General features: G+C 70.5%; 19 protein-coding genes and 1 pseudogene. 7 read left to right on the top strand and 13 right to left on the bottom strand.

The window, feature by feature from the left end:
- Positions 1-25: 25 nt before the first annotated feature.
- From V3N99_09035 to V3N99_09015, 5 genes are all read right to left on the bottom strand, one after another.
- Complete coding sequence (locus V3N99_09035) at positions 26-259, bottom strand: hypothetical protein (GenBank protein MEO3936888.1); 234 nt, start codon at positions 257-259, stop codon at positions 26-28.
- Positions 256-921 carry a DUF2306 domain-containing protein gene (locus V3N99_09030; protein ID MEO3936887.1) on the bottom strand — a complete coding sequence of 222 codons (666 nt, stop codon included), beginning with the start codon at positions 919-921 and terminating at the stop codon, positions 256-258. The genes V3N99_09035 and V3N99_09030 overlap by 4 nt, the downstream gene beginning before the upstream one ends.
- Complete coding sequence (locus V3N99_09025) at positions 918-1,601, bottom strand: hypothetical protein (protein ID MEO3936886.1); 684 nt, start codon at positions 1,599-1,601, stop codon at positions 918-920. The genes V3N99_09030 and V3N99_09025 overlap by 4 nt, the downstream gene beginning before the upstream one ends.
- A 197-nt stretch (positions 1,602-1,798) precedes the next feature.
- Positions 1,799-3,178 (bottom strand): LuxR C-terminal-related transcriptional regulator, encoded by a 1,380-nt coding sequence (locus V3N99_09020; GenBank protein MEO3936885.1) that lies wholly within the window; start codon positions 3,176-3,178, stop codon positions 1,799-1,801.
- Between the two features lie 1,318 nt (positions 3,179-4,496).
- The gene (locus tag V3N99_09015) at positions 4,497-5,093 is read right to left on the bottom strand and encodes an XRE family transcriptional regulator (GenBank protein ID MEO3936884.1); all 597 of its coding nucleotides are present in this window, start codon (positions 5,091-5,093) and stop codon (positions 4,497-4,499) included.
- Between the two features lie 238 nt (positions 5,094-5,331).
- On the opposite strand from V3N99_09015, the gene V3N99_09010 reads away from it, so the two are divergent.
- The 3 genes and pseudogenes from V3N99_09010 (at position 5,332) to V3N99_09000 (ending at position 8,040) form a co-directional block, all read left to right on the top strand.
- Positions 5,332-6,267 (top strand): NAD(P)/FAD-dependent oxidoreductase, encoded by a 936-nt coding sequence (locus tag V3N99_09010; protein MEO3936883.1) that lies wholly within the window; start codon positions 5,332-5,334, stop codon positions 6,265-6,267.
- A gap of 53 nt (positions 6,268-6,320) precedes the next feature.
- Positions 6,321-6,608, top strand: a complete 288-nt coding sequence (locus V3N99_09005) for a hypothetical protein (protein ID MEO3936882.1) — start codon at positions 6,321-6,323, stop codon at positions 6,606-6,608.
- A 186-nt stretch (positions 6,609-6,794) separates the two neighbouring features.
- Positions 6,795-8,040 (top strand): annotated as a pseudogene (locus V3N99_09000) (IS256 family transposase).
- A gap of 140 nt (positions 8,041-8,180) precedes the next feature.
- Here the strand turns inward: V3N99_09000 and V3N99_08995 are convergent.
- The 5 genes from V3N99_08995 to V3N99_08975 form a co-directional block, all read right to left on the bottom strand.
- On the bottom strand, positions 8,181-8,531 hold the full coding sequence (locus tag V3N99_08995; GenBank protein ID MEO3936881.1) for a VOC family protein: 351 nt from the start codon (positions 8,529-8,531) through the stop codon (positions 8,181-8,183).
- A 236-nt stretch (positions 8,532-8,767) separates the two neighbouring features.
- Positions 8,768-9,709, bottom strand: coding sequence for a cytochrome c biogenesis protein CcdA (locus tag V3N99_08990; protein MEO3936880.1), 942 nt, complete (start codon positions 9,707-9,709; stop codon positions 8,768-8,770).
- Positions 9,706-10,230, bottom strand: a complete 525-nt coding sequence (locus V3N99_08985) for a thioredoxin-like domain-containing protein (GenBank protein MEO3936879.1) — start codon at positions 10,228-10,230, stop codon at positions 9,706-9,708. Before V3N99_08985 ends, V3N99_08990 begins: the two co-directional genes overlap by 4 nt.
- Positions 10,231-10,302: 72 nt before the next feature.
- Positions 10,303-10,650 carry a hypothetical protein gene (locus V3N99_08980; protein MEO3936878.1) on the bottom strand — a complete coding sequence of 116 codons (348 nt, stop codon included), beginning with the start codon at positions 10,648-10,650 and terminating at the stop codon, positions 10,303-10,305.
- A 32-nt stretch (positions 10,651-10,682) separates the two neighbouring features.
- Positions 10,683-11,072, bottom strand: a complete 390-nt coding sequence (locus tag V3N99_08975) for a metalloregulator ArsR/SmtB family transcription factor (GenBank protein ID MEO3936877.1) — start codon at positions 11,070-11,072, stop codon at positions 10,683-10,685.
- A gap of 117 nt (positions 11,073-11,189) precedes the next feature.
- On the opposite strand from V3N99_08975, the gene merA reads away from it, so the two are divergent.
- The 4 genes from merA to V3N99_08955 all read left to right on the top strand — a co-directional run bounded on the left by merA (position 11,190) and on the right by V3N99_08955 (position 14,585).
- Positions 11,190-12,617: a mercury(II) reductase gene (gene merA / locus V3N99_08970; GenBank protein ID MEO3936876.1), complete on the top strand. Its 1,428-nt coding sequence runs from the start codon at positions 11,190-11,192 to the stop codon at positions 12,615-12,617.
- A 27-nt stretch (positions 12,618-12,644) separates the two neighbouring features.
- The gene (merB, locus tag V3N99_08965; protein MEO3936875.1) at positions 12,645-13,295 is read left to right on the top strand and encodes an organomercurial lyase MerB; all 651 of its coding nucleotides are present in this window, start codon (positions 12,645-12,647) and stop codon (positions 13,293-13,295) included.
- A gap of 23 nt (positions 13,296-13,318) precedes the next feature.
- Entirely contained in the window at positions 13,319-13,768 is a 450-nt protein-coding gene (locus tag V3N99_08960) for a hypothetical protein (protein MEO3936874.1), read from the top strand.
- 301 nt (positions 13,769-14,069) lie between these two features.
- On the top strand, positions 14,070-14,585 hold the full coding sequence (locus tag V3N99_08955) for a DUF1440 domain-containing protein (protein MEO3936873.1): 516 nt from the start codon (positions 14,070-14,072) through the stop codon (positions 14,583-14,585).
- A 112-nt stretch (positions 14,586-14,697) separates the two neighbouring features.
- On the opposite strand, the gene V3N99_08950 is transcribed toward V3N99_08955, so the two are convergent.
- The 3 genes from V3N99_08950 to V3N99_08940 form a co-directional block, all read right to left on the bottom strand.
- Entirely contained in the window at positions 14,698-15,681 is a 984-nt protein-coding gene (locus V3N99_08950) for a histidine kinase (protein ID MEO3936872.1), read from the bottom strand.
- Positions 15,682-15,868: 187 nt separating this feature from the next.
- On the bottom strand, positions 15,869-16,216 hold the full coding sequence (locus tag V3N99_08945) for a hypothetical protein (protein ID MEO3936871.1): 348 nt from the start codon (positions 16,214-16,216) through the stop codon (positions 15,869-15,871).
- Between the two features lie 487 nt (positions 16,217-16,703).
- Entirely contained in the window at positions 16,704-17,108 is a 405-nt protein-coding gene (locus tag V3N99_08940; GenBank protein ID MEO3936870.1) for a hypothetical protein, read from the bottom strand.
- Between the last annotated feature and the right edge of the window lie 4 nt (positions 17,109-17,112).

Genomic DNA, 17,112 nt, shown 5'->3' with positions numbered 1-17,112 from the left:
CCTGGCGGGTCTGAGGTGAGGCACGTCAGGTGTCGGCGTCGACGGCTTTCACGCAGAGGAGGGTGACGCCGAGGTCGCGCACCTTGGCGAGCAAGCCGTGGAGCTCGGCCTGGTCGGTCACGGGTACGCGCAGGGTGGTGATGCCGTCGTCATGGGTCAACGTCAGGCCGCCGAACCAGGCCGCCCAGTGCTCGTCGAGGTGACCGTCGATGCGCAGCTCGTAGGTGCCCGGTGGGTGTGGTCCGCCTGGGGTGCTCATGACGACCCGGCCAGGGCTGTGCGGGCCGGCGTGCTGTGTGACTGCCGGCCCGTCGGGCGACGAATGATGATCTCGGCGACGGCGAGGTTGATGACCCAGCCGGCGCCCATCAACAGGTCGTGGCTGGGGACGCTGACACCGAACAGGACTTCGCCGAACCCGACGGTGAAGGCTTGGGTGCCGGCGCCGAGTCCGAGGGCGTAGGCGCGGGTCATCCAGGCGCGGTGCCGGGCGATGTCTCGACGACGGATCGCGGCCAGCCCGAGGACGAGGGCGGTGGCCATCCCGGACGCGAAGAGGAGCCGGAACGCGTACAGGAGGTCGCCGGTGCCCTCCTTCTGCGGGTAGGCCAGCGTCAGCAACAGCGCTGACAGTGCCACCACGAGACCGACCGCGACCAGGGCGCGCCCGGCTTGACGGTGCCATCTGGGGTGACGCCGGCGGATGCCGGCGGAGAACTGGAAGGCGCCGAGGAGGGCGTAACCGATGGCCGACACGACGTGGACGACGACCGGGACCGGGGAGGCGGCGAAGCGCGCGTCGGTGGGGATGAGCTGTGGTCCGCCGAGCATCTCGACGAGCCGGGCGGTGCCGGCGACGACGGGCACCGCGGCCAGGGCGATCAGGCCTACCGGCACCCACCGGCTGGTGCGCCGGGTCATGGTGCGCCGGTCGCGGTCAGGACCGAGGTGCCGAGAGTCGTGGGGCGTGTCCGGGGGCGCAGGGTCGACCACAGCGAGTAGCCGAGGGCGATCATGGCGATGCCGTTGGGGACGGCCAGCAGCCGGAACCACGGGTCGGGCATCAACGAGAGCCCGGCGGCCGCGAGGCCACCGACGGCCAGAAGCGCGGCCGCCCAACGGGTCAGGACCCGGGCCCGGTACAGCGCGATACCGAAGAGGAGCCCGCCACCGATGTACAGGGCGCCGTCGAGCAGGAGCGCGGTTCCCAGCAGGCCGATGTCACCTGACGCGTGGCCGCCGGAGGCCGCGGCGAGGACGTCCTTGACGTACGACGGGCTGGTGGCGTCGATGGAGGGGAGCACGGAGGCGGCCACGAAGGACGTGCCGAAGATGAGGAGGTAGTTGGTCGCGAACACCAGGTAGCCGACGAGGCCCAGCACGCCCATCCTCTTCATCTGGTGCAGGTACATTCCGGTGATGCCGATCAAGGCCAGGGCGGCCATCAGCACCTTGAGGGAGCTGCGCACCACCCATTCGGTGGTGTTGACTCCGGCGACGGTCAGCTCCGGGTGAGCGAGCTGCACGCCGATGAAGATGGCTCCGGCGGCAACGGCCGCGAGGCCGGCTGCCCGGGTCAGCGTGGCGGGTGTGATGGTCATGTCCCACTCCTTTTCTGGGTGCTCCGCGACGAGCGCCGCGGGGATAACCGGAACCTAGGAGTTGAGAGGGTGACCTGGCGTCACCCGATGAGGTGATGGAGGGGGTGATTGTGCGTCGTCGTGGTCGGCCGGAATGTGGTCGTAGGCCGACTGCGGGGCAGCAGGCAAGAGCCCGCCGAGCATCACTCGCGGCGTGACTAGCTCGTCAGCCCCATCTGATGCGCACGGGTCACTGCCGCGCGCCGGTTGTTGACCTCGAGCTTGGTGTAGATGTGCCTGGTGTGGGTCTTGACGGTGTTGAGTGAGACCACGAGATGGCGCGCGATCGCCGGCCCGTCGAGATCGGAGGCGAGCAGCCGGAGGACATCGAGTTCCCGGTCGCTCAGCGGGTCCAGGAGGGTGGGCGCGGCTGGGGTCGCCGGTCCTGGGTCGGGGCGCGGGGGCGTGCTCGCAGCCTGCAGCTCGCGGATGAAGGCCGAACGCGGCCGGCGTCGGGACAGTGCCTGCAGGACCGGGGCGGTCGTCGCGTGGTCGTTGGCGAGGACCCGGATCCAGCCGTCCGGCTCGGCAAGATCGACTGCGCTCTGCATGGCGCTGAGGGCGCTGCGGTCGTCGCCAAGCGCATGAGCGGCCACGGTGCGCAGGACCTCCACCTCGATGACGCTCCCGATGCGTCCGCCGTCGAGGGCGTTCGCCAACAAGCGGTCGAGGAGTGCGGCGGCGGCGCGTGCCTTCTGCGGGTCGTGTCCGGCCAGCAGGATCCGGCACAGCGTGAGGTGCTCGTACTCGTGGAGGTAGGTGAGGTCGCTGTCCGTGCGCACGTCGTGCGCGCGGGCCCAGGCCTCGGCTGCTCCGAGGTCGCCGGAAGCGGTGAGGATGCGCGCCCGGGTGGCGTGCAAGGGGTGCACCGCGGGAGAGAAGTCACTCACGTAGACCCGTTCGGCCTCATCGACCAGTTCCAGGGCGGAGGCGAGATCGCCCTCAGCCGCCCTGAGGCGGGCCAGAGCGACCCGCCAGCGGTAGGGATGCTGCGGCAACCCTGCTGGTTCCCCTAGCTCGTCAGCGCGACGAAGGTAGTCGGCCGAGGCGCTGAGATCGTTTCGGTGCCAGGCCGTGCGACTGAGACCCACCAGCATGTCGGCCGTCCCGCGCACGACCTGTGCAGGATCTGGACGGTGTCGTTCAGCCAGACTGAGGGCGTCCACCAAGGTGCGTTCGGCGTCGCTGAGCCTGCCGAGGACGAGCTCCAGGTCCGCGAGGGACAGTGAGCACCCGAGGACATCGGCAACATGTCCGGCCTTGGTCAGGCCTTCAGCGCAGGTCCGGTAGGCCAGGTGGGCGGAGACTACGTCTCCACCCGCCCAGGTCGCGAGGCCGCCGATTCCGGCGGCTGATGCGCGCATGAGGTGGTCGCCGTCGATGACCGCCGCCTGGGCTCGCGTTGCGTGATCGACCGCCCCCGTGAGGTCGCCGGCAACCAGGGCCAGCCCGGCCCGGAAGTTCTCGATCGCGGCGGGCAACCGCGGCAGCTCGCGCACGTCCACGACCACCAGCTCCGACCGAGGAAGGGTGAGCATGGCCTCGAGCTCGAGCAGCCGCTGTGCGACGTCGTCGAAGTCGTTGCTGGCCATGAGTCCCCCACGAGACCGATGGCGAGCACCGGCCGACGGCTCACGATGCCCGGCGGAAGCTGGTCCGCCCACTGCCGAACCAGGTTCTCGCGACGGTCGCGGCGCAGGTCGGGCAGTGCGAGCTCGATGAGGTCTGCGGCGGCGTCGGGGTCGTCGGCGGCGAGCGCGTGCCGAACCGCCTCCTCGGTGTGCCCGCTCTCGGCGTACCAACGGCTCGCCCGCTGGTGCAGCCCCTTGAGGGCGTGAGGTCGCTCGCGGAGTAGGTGTGCGTGGAGCACGTCGGCGAACAGGTGGTGGTAGCGGTACCAACGCCGTTGGTCGTCGAGGGGGACGACGAACAGGTTGCGTCGCTCCAGCCGCGTCAGGGCCTGGTCGCCGCCGTCAGCCGTCGTGACTGCGTCGCAGAGGGGGCCGCAGAGTCGGTCGAGGATCGAGGTGTCGAGCAGGAAGCTGCGCACGTCGGGAGGTTCGCGGTCGAGGACCTCCTCGACGAGGTAGTCCACGACGTATCGGTCGGTGCCGGTGAATCCAGCGATGAAGCCGGAGGTGTCGGTGCGGTCGCGCAGCGAGAGGGCGGCCAGCTGGAGCGAGGCGATCCAGCCCTCAGTGCGGGTGCCCAGAGCGGCTACCTCCTCGGCGGGTAGGTCGCGGCCTGTCGCCGTGCTCAGGAAGCGTGCCGCTTCGGCGTCGGTGAACCGCAGGTCCGCCGCCCGCACCTCGGTCAGCTCCCCTCGCACCCTGAGTCGAGCCAGAGGGAGCACCGGGTCAGCGCGGGTGATGATGACCAGGCGGACCTGGGGAGGAAGGCGGTCCACGAGGAAGGTCATCCCCGGCTGGATCCCCGGGTTCTCGGCGAGGTGGTAGTCGTCCAGGACCAGGACGACGTCCTCGGGGAGGACACTGAGCTCGTTGAGCACGGCAGCCAGGGCCGCCTCGACGGGTTGTCCGCTCGTGACCAGCTGCAGGCCCGCGGACCCGCTGCCCGGGGCGGCCCGTTCGAGCGCCGTCAGGACGTAGGTCCAGAACGTGTGCGGGACGCGGTCGCCCTCGTCCAGTGACAGCCAGGCGATCAGGAGGTCCGCGCGTCGGGCCTGCGTCCTCAACCACTGGGCGAGCAGGGTCGTCTTGCCAAAGCCGGCGGGTGCCGAGAGCAGCGTCAGCCGTGTCGTTCGGGCTGACAGGACCTCGTCGAGACGATTCCGGGCGATGAGTCCGGCGCGCGCGGGCGGAAGGAAGAACTTGGTCTCGACCAGGGCCGGAGCCATCACGTCGCCCGCGACCTGGCAGGGACCTGGATGCGTTCGCCGGGGCGGCCGAAGATGCTCAGGACCTCGGCTGGCTCCTCGCCTGTGCTGCCGAACCAGTGCGGCGTCTGGGTGTCGAACTCGGCTGCGTCACCCGCACCGAGGACGAGGTCCCGCTCACCCTGGATCAGGCGCATCCGCCCCGTCAGGACGTAGAGCCACTCGTAGCCGTCGTGGGTGCGCAGCTTGGGCGTGGACTGACCCACGGGGATGATGATCTTCCACGCCTGGATCCCGTCCGGGTGCCGGGTGAGCGGCAAGACCGTGCGCCCGTTCACCCGTCGGGCCTTGAGCCGGATCCGGGGGTCGCCCACGTCCGGTGCGCCCACGAGGTCGTCGAGCGGGACACGGTAGACCTGCGCCAGCGGCAGGAGCAGTTCGAGACTGGGCTTGCGCTGGCCGTTCTCCAGACGCGACAGCGTGCTCTTGGAGATCCCGGTCCGCTCGGCCACGACGGTCAGGGTCACGCCGCGTTGCTCGCGCACCTTGCGCAACCGCGGCCCCACGAGGTCCAAGGCGGAGGTGATGGCCGTCGGTGCGCTCGAGCCGTTCTTCACCTCTGCATTGCACCGAGGATTCCCATGAATAGCAACCCCTGTTGCCCGAGAGCGCGGGGCAGCGAAGACCTCAGGGCACCTACGCTGCCACCACCGGCGGCGGGGCTGCCGCCCCCGTCAGCTGTGGTCGTCCGCGCGCGCCCGCCGACAGGTCAGAGGACCACGTTCTGCCCCCGTGCATTCCCAGGAACGGCAACAAACGTTTCCACGGGCGCAGCGTCGGCCGCACAGTGGCGACATGAACACCTACGACGTCCTGGTCATCGGCGGCGGGGCCGCCGGCCTCTCCGCAGCATTGGTCCTGTCCCGAGCCCGCCGCCACGTCCTGGTCGTGGACGCCGGCGCACCGCGCAACGCTCCCGCCGCCAACATGCACGGGTTCCTGTCCCGCGACGGCATGCCGCCCGCCGCACTCCTTGCCGCCGGCCGGGAGGAAGTCACCGGGTACGGAGCGACATTCATCGCCGGCACCGTCACCGAGCTCATCCGGTGCGGGCCGTCGAGCTTCCACGCCCTTCTCGACGACGGACAGCGGGTCAAGGCCCGCAAGGTTCTGGTCACCACAGGTCTACGCGACGAACTGCCCGACCTCCCCGGGCTCGAGCAACGGTGGGCCAAGGACGTGCTGCACTGTCCGTACTGCCACGGCTGGGAAGTGCGCGACCAGCAGCTCGGAGTGCTGTGGAACGGCCCGGAGAGCGTCCGCTACGCCCAGGTCGTGCGGCAGTGGACCGATGATCTGGTGTTCTTCGTTCCCGATGACACCCTCACGCCGGCAGACCGTTCCCAGCTGGTCGCGCGTGCCATCGGCGTCGTCGAGGGAGACGTCGAACGCGTTGTGGTGCACGACGACCAGCTGACCGCGGTGGCGATGGTCGACGGGCGCAGCATCCCCCGGCAGGCGCTCTTCATCCCCCCGCGATTCGTCCCCCACGACGCCCTCTTGACCGGCGTCGGCTGCCAGGTCGACGAGCAGGGTTGGGTCGTCACCGGACCCAACGGCACGACCAGTCTCCCCGGGCTGTGGGTCGCTGGCAACGTCACCAACGCCCGCGCGCAGGTCATCACCGCCGCCGGCGAAGGGTCAGCCGCAGCCATCGCCATCAACACCGACCTCGTCGGCGACGACGTGCGCACCGCCGTCGCCTACTTCAACCAAGGATTCCCCGCCTGACCCCGTCGCACCCGCGACCACCACCTACACATCCCTCAAAGAGGAGCTCCACCATGTCCAACTACGCGACCGGCCCAGCCTCAACCACGGCATCGAGCCCCACAGCCCCGCCGCGGCCAGGCCCACCGAGCAAGCACCAGCTGGCGCTCATGATCTGGATCGCCGTCTTCCCGACACTGACCATCATCAACCTCACCCTGGGGGACTGGCTACGCCTCCTGAACCCGCTACTGCGCACCTTCATCCTGGCCACCATCGCCGTGCCCATCGTCATCTACGGACTCATGCCCCAGCTGCACAAGGTCCGGGCACGCCTGGTAGCACGTTCCGCAGCAGGCTAGGAACTGGCTCATGACACAAGCTCCACCTTGCGCCAAGTACCAGTCTGAGCCGCCCCGGTGAGTAGTGGAGTCCTGCAGAGTGGTGTACGACGATCCGAGCGGTGAGCGTGTCCTGCTGACGTAGGCGCGGTCACCGCTGGATCCTTTCGAGTGATCTCTCACAACCGCCTCGAACGGAGCACCACGATGACCGCTAGACCCATTATCGACCCTGACGTCTTCCTGCACGAGCAGCTCGCGCAAGCGTCACCCGACCTGATGCGCGAGATGCTCGCGACGTTCATCAACACCCTGCTGTCGGCGGAGGCCGACACCGTGTGCGGCGCCGAGTACGGCACCCGCTCGCAGGCCCGCACGAACCGCCGCAACGGGTACCGCCACCGCGACCTCGACACCAGGGTCGGGACCATCGATGTGGCGGTGCCGAAGCTGCGGGAGGGCTCGTACTTTCCCGACTGGCTCCTGCAACGCCGCCGCCGGTCCGAGGCAGCGCTGACCTCGGTGGTGGCGACCTGCTACCTGCTCGGGGTCAGCACCCGCCGGATGGACAAGCTGGTCCAGTCCCTCGGCATCACGGGCCTGTCCAAGTCCCAGGTGTCCGAGATGGCCAAGGACCTCGACGAGCAGGTCGAGCAGTTCCGCACCCGGCCCCTGACCGACGGCCCGCACACGTTCGTCGCGGCCGACGCCTTGATGATCCGTGTCCGCGAGGGCGGGCGGGTGGTGAAGGTCGCGGTCATGGTCGCGACCGGTGTCAACGCCGAGGGCTACCGCGAGATCCTCGGATCCACACCGCGACAACGGAATCCGCCGCCGGCTGGTTGGCCTTCTTCCGCGACCTCAACGCCCGGGGTTTGACCGGGGTGGGCCTGGTGACCTCGGACGCGCACGCCGGCCTGGTCGAGGCGATCGGGGCGACCCTGCCTGGCGCGTCCTGGCAGCGGTGCCGCACTCATTACGCCGCGAACCTGATGTCGGCGACCCCGAAGAGCTCCTGGCCCTGGGTCAAGCCCTGCTGCACTCCGTGTACGACCAGCCCGACACCGACGCGGTGGAGGCCCAGTTCGACCGGGTCATCGAGGCGCTGACCGAGAAGCTACCCGCCGTCGCCGCCCACCTCGAGCGCGCCCGGGCCGACATCCTCGCGTTCACCGTCTTCCCGAAGGACGTGTGGCGTCAGATCTGGTCGAACAACCCCAACGAGCGCCTCAACCGGGAGATCCGCCGCCGCACCGACGTCGTCGGGATCTTCCCGAACCGGGCCGCGATCACCCGCCTCATCGGCGCGGTCCTGGCCGAGCAGCACGACGAATGGGCCGAGCAACGCCGCTACCTCGGCCTCGAGCTCATGGGCCGCTGCCGGGCCGCCTGGCAGCCGAAAGAGACCGAGGAGGCCATCACCGCAACGATTCCCGGCGCTATCAGCGCCTGACCAAGGTCACCACGGGATCACGATTGTCGTACAGCAATCCAGCGGACTTGACCAGAGCGCTCGCCTGAGAGCCACCTAGGTTCTATCGCGATTCTGGTTGCCCAGGACGCCAGACCGCCGTCGCACGGCGTCGCGGCAGGTCACCCCTTGAGGGGACCGCCGATGAGCCAGTGATGCCCGAACCGGTCGACCACCCGTCCCTGACGCATCCCGTACGGCTGGTCGGCCACCGGGAACACCAACCGAGCTCCGGCCGACACCGCCCGCGCTGCCACGACGTCGGGATCCTCGACGTCCAACGAGACCCGGACCGTGGTGGCCCCCACCGTCTCCGGGCTGGGCGTGTCGAGGTCGGCCGCCTCGGTGGCGACTCCAAGGCGGCGGCCGCCAATGGTGAGCAGCGCTACCTGTGGCCCGTCGGGAGCCCGTACGCGGTCACCCGGTTCAGTGGCTCCGAAAGGCCGCTCGTAGAAACGCGACCGCGGCGCCAACGTCTCTGACGGACAGGAACGGATAGAGGCCGCTCACAGGCAGACTCTAGGCTCGGCTCGCCAGGATGTCTCCTCCTCGGCAATGGGCTGGCGCCCGGCTGGCGGTCCGACACGGCCGCTACGCGGCTAAGTGACTCACCTTTCATAGGGCCTCTTTGTGCGTCAGAGGAGTCGGGCCCAGCGGTCCTCCGTCGTCACGAGCCCGACCGGCAACCGTCCGGTCTCGGCGGGGATGGTCAAAATCGATTGCGCCGTTCAGCTGGGCGGTGTGTCGAGGGTCCAGCTGTCAGGTCTGGGTGGTCCGCGATCGGTGTTTTCAGGGCGGGTCGCCGGCGCATCCAGAGCGCGGCCACGAGCGTGGTCAGGACCGCGATGATGGCCGCGGCCGTGATCTGGGTGGTGTGCTGCTGGAGGAAGTTGCTGAGCGCCGAGGTCAGTGGACTGGCGCCGCTGGCCAAGGTTTGGTTCGCCCGGCCGCTGTTCAGGGCCGGCGCCCAGTAGGCGATGAGGTAGAGCCCGGAGGCCACGAGGACAACGCCGGCGATGCGGGGGAGGTAGCGGCTGACGCGTCGCAGTCCGGTGGCCAGGGCTGAGCTGGCGAGTGCCGTGGACAGGGCGAGCAGGATCAGGACGGTGCTGGCCCCGGCAGCGTAGGCCGCGAAGACGGCCACGAGGGTCGTCAGGCTGCTCGCGGCCAGCGCCTGGGCGATCACCGCCAGCAGCACAGCGAGGGTGCACGACAAGGAGGCGATGGCGTAGGCGGCGCCGAAGGCGAGCATCCCTGCGGGACCCCGACGGGGGTGGGCGCCTGTCCTCCTGCTGCTGACCGTGACTCCGAGGTGACGACCAGCGGCGATGGCTACCCCGAGGCCGACGAGGACGATGCCGATGATGACCGCGACCCAGGGGACGGCGCCGATGATGCTGCGCAGCCCAAGGGCGACAAGCAGTCCGGTGACGGTGAAGACTGCGGCGAAGCCGACACTGACCATCGCTCCGGTCGCCAGCCCGTTGATGACTTTGCGGCCAACGGCCGAGGACGGTGTCCCTAAGGCCGGTGTGGGCGAGTTGTCCGAGCCGAGGTGGTAGGCGAGGAAGGCTGGCAGCAGGGCGAACCCGCACGGGTTGACCGTGGAGAGCATGCCGGCGCCGAAGGCGAACGCGACCAGTCCGTTCATCGCGCGCCGGCCTTGGCGAGCTCGGACTGGATCTGCGCCGCGTTGGGGTCAACCGCCCGGTAGACGACCTGCCCGGACGCGTTGAGGATGAGGGCGGTGGACAGCTGGTTGACCTGGTAGGCCTGAAGGAGGTGCGCGTCGGTGTCCTTGATGAGGGCCAGCCCTTCGGCGTGGTTGTCGCGCAGGAAGCCGCTGATGTCGCCGGCGGTGTCGCCCGGGTTGACGTTGACGGCCACGAAGTTGGCCTTGGCGCCCACCGCCTTCTGGACTTGCGCCAGGGACTGCGCTCCGGGGCCGCACGCCCCGCACTCGACGGAGTAGAAGAACAGGGCGCTCGGCCGGGATCCAGGCACGTCCACGCCCGCACCGTCCAGGGTCCGAGCCGTGAAGGCGCCCGCGGCCTGGGCGGGTGCGGCGCCCCCCGCGGCCGGTGACGCGGCGGTCGAACCGTTGGTGGACGAGCGTGCGGCGAACAGCACGAACACGACCGCCAGGACGGCGGCCACGGCCGCGATAGCCACCAGAACCGTGCGCCGCGGACCTGACCGGCTGGGTGAGCGGGGCGGGGCGGGTGCGGATAGGTGGGGCATCGGTCAGCGCTCCTGGGGGTAGCTGGCGCGATCCTGAGGGGGGAGGGAGTCACGGCGGTCGGTCGGCCCGGGCGTACAACAGTCGCTGGCGCGATCCTGCGGGAGCGACGGGTCTGCGGCCGCGGCTGGCCCTGAGCGGCGGCGGTGAAGGGCGTACAGGACGGCGCCGACCAGGGCCAGGGCGGCCATGGCGAGGACAGCCGGACTGCGCAGGAGGCCGCCGGCCACGCCGAGCGCCCCGGCGGCGATCAGCGCCGGCCCGGCGCAGCAGGTGACGGCGAGCAGGACCGCTCCGCCAGCGGCGAGGCCGCCGCGCAGCCCTGAACCGGGATTCTTTTGAGTGTGGGGCATGTGCGTTCTCCTATGGTGCGGTGGGGATCAGGTCAGGAGTCGATGCGGACGCAGGCGGCCAGCGCCGCGGCGTTGTCTGCGGTCAGGGCGCGGGCCAGGCCGAGCAGCTGCACCACCCGGGGGTCGGTGACCTGGTAGCGGGTGAACCGGCCGTCGCGGCGGACGGCGACGAAGCCGCAGTCGGCCAGACACGCCAGGTGCGAGGACACCCGGGACTGGGACAGCCCGACGTGCTCGATGCACTCGGTGACGGTGCGTTCGCCGCTGAGCAGGAACTCCAGCAGCAGCAGCCGGGTGGGGTCGCCGATGGCGCGGAAGAACTTGGCCATGATCTGGCGTCCGGCGGGCTCGGCCGGGACCAGGGGGCTGCCGGCGGGCAGGCCGAGCCGTTCGACCTCGCGTGCGGCGGTCAGTGCGGGCATGTGGACAGCTCCTTCGATGGTGTGAGAGTCTGACACTACATCCGGTTATCCGGATATGACAAGCCACTGCGCAGGCGTTTGAGAGCGTTGCCGGGGCCACGAGGTTTCGAGGAGATGTTGATGACGAGGTACGACCTGGCGATCATCGGTTCCGGCGGGGGCGCGTTCGCCGCCGCCATCCACGCCATCGGGCTCGGTAAGAAGGTGGTGATGGTGGAGCGGGGGACCGTCGGGGGAACCTGCGTGAACACCGGGTGTGTCCCGTCCAAGGCGCTGCTCGCCGCGGCCGACGCCCGGCACGTCGCCTCCGACTCCCGGTTCCCGGGGATCTCCACCTCGGCCGATCCGGTGGACATGGTCGCCCTCATCGGCGGCAAACGGGACCTGGTGGAGTCGATGCGGGCAGAGAAGTACGCCGACCTGGTCACCGAGTACGGCTGGGACCTGCTGCCGGGTACCGCCACGTTCACCGGCGCACCCGAGAGCCCGGCGCTACAGGTCACCCGCACGGATGGCCAGGTGGAGCAGGTCGAGGCGCAGCACTATCTGGTCGCGACCGGCTCGGCGCCGTGGGCACCCCCGGTCGACGGGCTGCAGGAGGTGGGGTATTTGACCTCCACGACGGCGATGGAGCTGGAGGAGCTCCCGGTTTCCCTGCTGGTCCTGGGCGGCGGATACGTCGCCCTGGAACAGGCGCAGCTCTTCGCTAGGCTCGGCAGCACGGTCACGGTCCTGGCCCGGTCGCGGCTGGCCTCGGGCGAGGAGCCGGAAGCGGGCGAGGTCATCGAGGCAGTCTTCACCGACGAGGGCATCACCGTCGCTACCAACGCCTCGATGACCGCGGTCCGGCGGGATGAGGCCACTGGTGAGGTGGTCGCCACCGCGGTCGTCGACGGCGCCGCCCGGGAGTACCGTGCGACGCATCTGCTGGTGGCGACCGGTCGGCGCGCGGTGACCGACGGGCTGGGCCTGAGCGGGGTCGGGGTCAACGTCGGCGACCGCGGCCAGGTCGTCGTCGACGACGGCCTCGGCACCAGCAACCCCCGCATCTGGGCCGCCGGTGACGTCACCGGCCACCCGCAGTTCGTGTACGTCGCCGGCGCGCACGGCTCGCTCGCCGTGGACAACGCCTTCACCGGCGCCGACCGGACCCTCGACTACACCCACCTGCCCCGGGTTACCTTCACCACCCCGAACATCGCGGCCGTCGGAATGACCGACGAGCAGGCCACCGCGGCCGGGATCCGCTGCGACTGCCGGGTCCTGCCCTTGCAGTATGTGCCCCGGGCGCTGGTCAACCGGGACACCCGCGGCTTCGTGAAGATCGTCGCCGACGCCGACACCGGGATCATCGTCGGGGTAACCGCCGTTGCCCAGGCCGCGGGCGAGCTCGCCGCCGCTGCCGTCTACATCCTCAACGCGGGGATGACCGTGGAGCAGGTCACGGACCTGTGGTGCCCGTACCTGACCATGACCGAAGGCATCAAGATCGCCGCCCAGTCCTTTACCACCGACGTGTCCAAACTGTCCTGCTGCGCCTCCTGACCAGCTCGTCCGAGAAAGAGGGACCCCATGACCGCCGACCTAAATCACCTCACGCAGCGCCTGACCGCCGCCGAGGCTGGCGCGGTGCCGTGGCTCTGGCAGCCGCTGCTGGTCCTCCTCGCCCAGGGGAGCCCGGTCACCGTTGAGGACCTCTCGGCCGTCACCGGCCGCAGCGTCTCCGACGTGCGCCAGGGGCTGACGGCGATGGGCGACACCGAGTACGACGCGGACGGCCGGGTCCTCGGCCACGGCTTGACCCTGGTCCCTACTGCCCACCGTTTCGAAGTGGCCGGCCGGCCGTTGTACACCTGGTGCGCCCTGGACACAGTCATCTTCCCCTCCATCCTGGGGTTGCCCGCCCGCGTGCAGTCCCCCTGCCACACCACCGGTGAGCCGGTCCGCCTGAACGTCGACGAAGCTGGCGTCGCCGGCGTCACCGGCCTCGCACCTGAGGCCGCCGTCGTCTCCCTGGTCGACCCTGAGGACCTGACGTCGGTGCGGTCCGCGTTCTGTAACCAGGTCCACTTCTTCGCCTCCGCTGAAGCGGCTCAGGCCTGGTTGGACAAGCACCCCGGCGCGGCGGTGCTCCCGGTCGCGGAGGCCTACCAACTCGCCAGACCCCTGGCCAAGGGCATGGCCGCGGAGCAGTTCTCCGGCCCCGGTCCGGCCTGCTGCTGAGCCACCGAGCGACGGCTTTCCCCATGTTGACAGATGACCATCCGCGACCCGACGGGCCGAACCCTTCCGCCGCCGGCATCGACACCGGACCCGTCCGGGGCGCCCGGCTTTGTGCGTCTGCTGCCTCCCGGGGCGGCCCTCGGGGCCTTATCGCCACGGCTGTCGGCGCCGTCCCGGTCGTCGGGCCGTGGCTGCTGAACTCGCTGCTGGTCGCATCCTGCTGCGGCGTCGGCGCCAGTGCTGCGGCGACCGCGGCCACCGCGTCGGCCGGTGCGGCCGGGTCACACGCGGTCGGGTTCGGCGCATGGTGGCTGCTGCCGGCGTTGCTGGCCCTCGTCCTGGCCGGGCAGACGCTGCGCGGCAGGCGACGGCACCTGACATGGGCACGGATCGGCTCGGCGGCGGCCACGACCGTGCTGCTCAGCGGGGCAGCGTATTTCGCCACCGTGCTCATCGTGGCCGGCAACCCGTGACTCTGGGTTCGGGCGCTGTCACCGGGGCACCCGCGGTTCGTCTACGTCGCCGGTCCGCCTTCTGCCAACGATGTCCACCTCTTCGCCTCACCGAAAGCCGCGCGGCCGCTGGCTGGAAGAGCATCCCGGCGTAGCCGCGCGCCAGCGGCGCTCCCGGTCGCCGCGGCCTACCACCTCGCCAGCCCCCTGGCCGAGCCTGCTCGGTGGCCTTGGGCTGAACCCCGGCTGTGACGACCCCCGGGCATCCGAGCCTGGGCACAAAAAACGCTCACGACCTCAGCCCCACCGAATGGAGAAACTCATGCGCATACGCCACCTGATGACCGACCTGGCCATCACTACCGCGGCCAGCTACCTGGCCACCACCGCGATGGAACGGGCCAGCCTGAAGCTCTATGAGCTTCAGGCGCCCGCCGACCGGGACCGGGAAGACGCCGCCAGGCCTGGACCGCCGGACCGGATCGCCGCCCAGAAGAGCACGGAGCTGCTCGGCCTGCACCTCAGCGACGCCGCCCTGGACAAGGCCGCCCTCGTCTTCCACTACGGCTTGGCCGCGTCCTGGGCGCCGCTCTACCCGATGCTGCGCCGCGCCACGTCACTGGGGCCGGTCCCCGCCGGGTTACTGACCGGGGCGTCCATGTCCCTCCTGGTCGACGAGGGCCTCACCCCGCTGCTCGGATTCTCCGCGCCCAATCGGGCCTACCCGCTCGCCACCCATGCACGGGGAGTCGCGGTCCATCTGGTCTTCGGGGTGGCTGTGGCCGCGGTCACCGAAGCCGCCTGGACGCTCCTTGGGCGCACTCCCCATGATGACTAGCTGATACGCAGATGCTGTGTGTCAAGGGGGCAGCACTGAATTCGTCGGATGAGTCTGTGCTCATCGACGCCTGGATCAAGGGGGGTCGTTCGGAACCATATCGACATGCGCGTCAGGGCGACGCGCGGTCAGTGTCGAGCCCCCCCGCAGGCACTGCAGCCGTGACACCGTCGGCTACCACTGCGGCTCGTGGGCCATCTCGATGTTCGCCTTGTCGAGCCGGGCCCGCCGTGAGGTCGCCAGCGGCACGGTCTCCAAGGTCGTGTCGTACGCGGCCTGCAACCCGGGCAGCTCGAGAGCTAGGCACTGAGCCGTACGGGGTCGAGCCCGGTTGCCCCGTCCGCGACGACAGTGCCGGTGGTCTGAGGTCTTCGACCAGGCGCCGTACGTCGGCCAGACTCGTGTGCACTTCCTGCTTGAGCTGCTCGGCCAACCGGGCGGCCTCGTCGGATCGGGAGTGGACCAGATGGCTGACCGCATCCAGGCCGAGTGCCACGCCGGCCAGTGCCGGGCCGAGGCCGTCGTGCAGGTCCCGCCTGATACGCCGGCGTTCCTCCTCCCGAGCGGTGACCAGCTCCTCGCGCGAGCGTTGCAGGTCACGGGTAAGGAGCATCGCGTGCGCGGCGACCCCGACCTGCCGGCCCAGGTCGTCGAGCAGTCGCAGCTCTGATGAGCTGAACCTGTCGTGCGGGGTCCGCCTGGCCGCGTAGAGCGACCCGACCCGTTCGCCCCGGAACGTCAGGACCACCTCGTGAAGCTCGGCCGACACGTCTCCCCACTCGGCCGCCATCGTGCTGTCCGAGGGACCGTCCATCGAGACCTCGACCCGCACGAACGGCAGTCGCAGCGATGTCGCAACCGTCTCGGTGATCTCTGCGAGCGCGTCGGCGCCGAAGCTGGCTCCGCCGTCGAGCCTGCGGCCGACACCGGGGAGTGCGGCGTAGGGGTTGGCGCGGTCGCCGTACAGCAACCGGTCAGCCGCGCGTTGAAGTCGCTCCCGCAGTGGGGCAAAGGCGACCGCGACCACGGCGGTGCCGACGAGGGTGACGGCGGGGCTGGTGCGGTCACGCACGAGGGCCCCGAGGAGGGTGACCACGACGCCGTAGCCGATCAGCAGGACCGCGTCAGCACGGCGGTTTTGGCTGCATCTTGGGGTTGCCAGCAACTACGGCGGCACGTCCCTGACGCCGACGCCGCAGCCGACGCCGGCCGCTGTCCGGTTGCGGGCCGGCCACGGTGAACCGTCAGGTGGGCGGGCCGCGGCACCGGCTGGCCGGTGGCGCTCACGGATCGTTTGTGTTTGCGGTGTGTCCTCGTCGGGCCAGCCACCAGCCGATGATCGCGCCCAGTGGGGCCGATGCTGCCGCCTCGGTGGCCGCGTGGTGACCTCCGGTCAGGTCGGGGCCGGCGAGTAGTCCCTGCCAGTCGAGGATGCCGGTGGTGAGGAGGGCGATCGCTAGTCCTGTCGCGGTGGCTGCCCCGGTCGGGAGGGCCCGGCCGCGGGTCTCCTTGATGAAAGTCGTGAGGGGGGCGGAGGCGGCGAGGAGCATCGGGGCGAGGTGGTACGTGACGGTCGGGGATCGGGCAGCAAGGATGCCCCACAAGCAGGCCACGGCGAGCGGCGTGATCACCGGTGACCACCCACCCGTGACCCCTGCGGTGGTCTCGGAATTCTGCGGGGGATCCTCCAGGCTCCGGGGCAGAGGAACTTCAGGCCCCGATTCCCGCGCCGTTCGGCCCGGGGGCCACAGACCGGCCTTTTGCAGCCAGCCCGCCAGCCGGACACGCAGGCTGGGGCCCGAGGGACGGGGGCCGTGGAGGCTCACCGTGCACACGTCGCGGTGCCCGGGAGCGAACCGCGGGTCTGGGGGGCGACCCAGGCAGACGTCGAGACCAGAGAGCGTCTGGCCCCGTCGGCCTCGTCGGCCCAGGGCAACGGGCGGCACGGCAGGTGGTACGAGGTCACTGCTGCGAGCGCCCTTTCGGGTGTCTTCTCGCGCGCCCAGGGCGGGCCTGGCCGCCAGCCTTGGTCGCGACCGTCCAGCTCGACGTTGAGGCAGGCGTCATCTACTGGCGGTTCGACGTCCGTCGCGGTCCCGTGACATTCCGGCTCGGTCGTCACTGGTAGTCGTCGGCGGCTTCGTCGGGTGCGCAGCCGCCGGAGCCGCCTCGGGCCGGGCAGACACCGGTGGTGACATGGCGGCGCCTGTGCCCGAGGGCGAAGATGCCGATCGTGGCCGCCGCGGTCAGCAGGATGAGACCGCCGCCTAGTCCGACGAGTCCTGCGGCGCCTGCTCCGGCGAGTCCGGCCAACACCCCGGCCGACAGCAGTCCCGGCAGGGCGCAGCAGGCCACCGCTGCCAGGGCCACCAGCGCGGGCCACCATCGGTGGCGGCCACCGGGGCGCCGCTCGGGACCGGCGGGTCCGGGATCGTCGGGCACGGGGTCGTCGGGCACGGTGGACCCGTGTTCAGCCTCGGAGGGGCGGAGGTCGCGCTGATCGGCTGGGTGGGGAGTCGACATCTTT

It is taken from the genome of Dermatophilaceae bacterium Soc4.6, assembly GCA_039889245.1.
GTDB lineage: Bacteria > Actinomycetota > Actinomycetes > Actinomycetales > Dermatophilaceae > Lapillicoccus.
This window is presented reverse-complemented; position numbering and strand designations above follow the sequence as displayed.

Excerpts from the sequence above, each read along its gene's own strand:
- V3N99_09035 (MEO3936888.1), bottom strand. The coding sequence starts at position 259 with ATGAGCACCCCAGGCGGACCACACCCACCGGGCACCTACGAGCTGCGC.
- V3N99_09030 (MEO3936887.1), bottom strand. The coding sequence starts at position 921 with ATGACCCGGCGCACCAGCCGGTGGGTGCCGGTAGGCCTGATCGCCCTG.
- V3N99_09025 (MEO3936886.1), bottom strand. The coding sequence starts at position 1,601 with ATGACCATCACACCCGCCACGCTGACCCGGGCAGCCGGCCTCGCGGCC.
- V3N99_09020 (MEO3936885.1), bottom strand. The coding sequence starts at position 3,178 with ATGCTCACCCTTCCTCGGTCGGAGCTGGTGGTCGTGGACGTGCGCGAG.
- V3N99_09010 (MEO3936883.1), top strand. The coding sequence starts at position 5,332 with ATGAACACCTACGACGTCCTGGTCATCGGCGGCGGGGCCGCCGGCCTC.
- V3N99_09005 (MEO3936882.1), top strand. The coding sequence starts at position 6,321 with ATGTCCAACTACGCGACCGGCCCAGCCTCAACCACGGCATCGAGCCCC.
- V3N99_08990 (MEO3936880.1), bottom strand. The coding sequence starts at position 9,709 with ATGAACGGACTGGTCGCGTTCGCCTTCGGCGCCGGCATGCTCTCCACG.
- V3N99_08980 (MEO3936878.1), bottom strand. The coding sequence starts at position 10,650 with ATGCCCCACACTCAAAAGAATCCCGGTTCAGGGCTGCGCGGCGGCCTC.
- V3N99_08975 (MEO3936877.1), bottom strand. The coding sequence starts at position 11,072 with ATGCCCGCACTGACCGCCGCACGCGAGGTCGAACGGCTCGGCCTGCCC.
- merB (MEO3936875.1), top strand. The coding sequence starts at position 12,645 with ATGACCGCCGACCTAAATCACCTCACGCAGCGCCTGACCGCCGCCGAG.
- V3N99_08960 (MEO3936874.1), top strand. The coding sequence starts at position 13,319 with ATGTTGACAGATGACCATCCGCGACCCGACGGGCCGAACCCTTCCGCC.
- V3N99_08955 (MEO3936873.1), top strand. The coding sequence starts at position 14,070 with ATGCGCATACGCCACCTGATGACCGACCTGGCCATCACTACCGCGGCC.
- V3N99_08940 (MEO3936870.1), bottom strand. The coding sequence starts at position 17,108 with ATGTCGACTCCCCACCCAGCCGATCAGCGCGACCTCCGCCCCTCCGAG.